1 protein-coding gene and 1 pseudogene are annotated in these 1,628 nt (G+C 31.9%); one reads left to right on the forward strand and one right to left on the reverse strand.

Annotation, left to right across the window (positions count from 1 at the left end; genetic code table 11):
• The first annotated feature begins 269 nt into the window (after positions 1-269).
• A complete protein-coding gene (locus DVW83_RS14560; RefSeq protein WP_137239653.1) occupies positions 270-1,241 on the forward strand; it encodes an Abi family protein in 972 nt (323 codons plus the stop codon).
• 41 nt (positions 1,242-1,282) lie between these two features.
• On the opposite strand, the pseudogene DVW83_RS14565 reads toward DVW83_RS14560, so the two are convergent.
• Positions 1,283-1,628, reverse strand: a pseudogene (locus tag DVW83_RS14565) (N-acetylmuramoyl-L-alanine amidase); the annotation flags it as partial.

Consider the following 1,628-nt stretch of genomic DNA (forward strand, 5'->3'; position numbering starts at 1 on the left):
TTATTTTTTAGTCTATTATTTGCTTAATTTTTTCAGAAGAACGAAAAAATACCTCAGCCAAAAATGATTGGTTGAGGTATTTTATATGCCTCATAAGATTTAAGTTAAGCGCATATGGTTATGCGAGCATAGTTCATATTTCTTTTTAAATCGCTGTACATTATCTAAAGTTATGATATAATGTTATTGAATATGCCGATACCCTCACTCCCTTTTGGGCAGATACGTTCTGTGGTGGGGGTTTTTTATTATGTAGGAGTGTGAAATTGATGAAAATTCCAATCCCTCTTTCTTATGGTGAGCAAGTCGAGCTTTTTAAATCAAGAGGCATGACTGTCACTAATATTGAGAATGCAAAAAGAATGCTTAATCAACTAGGTTATTATAGGTTTAAAGAAGTAGCAAGACCTTTGTCCCGTGTAATAGATGGTGAAATTAATTATGAAGGAACAAACTTTGATCAAGTAGTAAGTAGATATTACCAAGATAAAAATCTTCGTGTATATTTACTTCATTGTATTGAAGAAGTAGAAGTTTCATTTAAAACTAATATAGCTTATGTTTTAGGTAGGTTAGGACCTTTTGAATATCTTAAATTTCCATCTTGGTGTAACAGAGATGAATATTGTAAATACTATTTAAGTGATAGACAAAAAGATTTCAAAAAAAGACTTAGATCTAAAATTTCAAATTCTTCAAATCCAGAAATAACAAAGCCAATAAATTTAAACCCTGAAAAGTTCCCATCAATTTGGCTTGCGGTCGACGTGTTAACCTTTGGTGATGCAATTCATCTAGTAGATTTAATGTCAAATAATAATCAAAAAAGATTAGCTGATTTTTATGGATGCACGCCTACAGAACTAATTTCATGGTTGAAATGTTTAAAATTTGTTAGAAATGTTTGTGCGCATAATTCGAATATAATCGATATTAAACTGCATACTACACCAATCATACATAATGATTGGAAACAAATATTATATAAATTTGATAAAGCCAATAGTAAATATACAAATAGAATTGCAGTAGTTTTATGTGTATTGAAACAATTGATGAAGTCTGTTAACCCTGGATATAATTATAGTAAAATTTACGCCCCTATAAATACTATTGCGTCAAGTGAGATACTTGCACTTCAACTAGGATTTAGCAGTTCAAAATCAATAGATCAATTATTTCCAAAGAAAAATATAAAAAAACACAGAAAATATAAGGATAAACACAAAAAATCTTTATAGCTGAATATAATTATGTACCGCCCCTCATTGAGGGGCTATTTTTATAGTGTCAAATAAATATCAGAAATCCGCACATCATTCACTGCGCCTTCACCATTTGCTTGGTTACAACGACGGAAAATGACATCAATTTTCGTGCCTTTTTTCATCCAACTTAGATCCACTGTGACGTCCATTCCTAGGGTATCGCCACCTTTGTAACCATAATTTTTCTTCACGTCAGGTCGTTTGATTCCTTGCGAAGCCACACGAGTGATTTCTTTTGTGGTACCATGTTCCATAATTAAGATATACGCAAATTTACCGATTGCACCTTCTGGTTTATCTGGTACCAGCCATCCAGCAATTCGCACTTTCCCTTTACTTACTTCATTGAACTTATCTAAT

This window comes from Enterococcus sp. VV15, assembly GCF_005236045.1.
In the GTDB taxonomy this organism is placed as follows: Bacteria; Bacillota; Bacilli; order Lactobacillales; family Enterococcaceae; genus Enterococcus_B; species Enterococcus_B durans.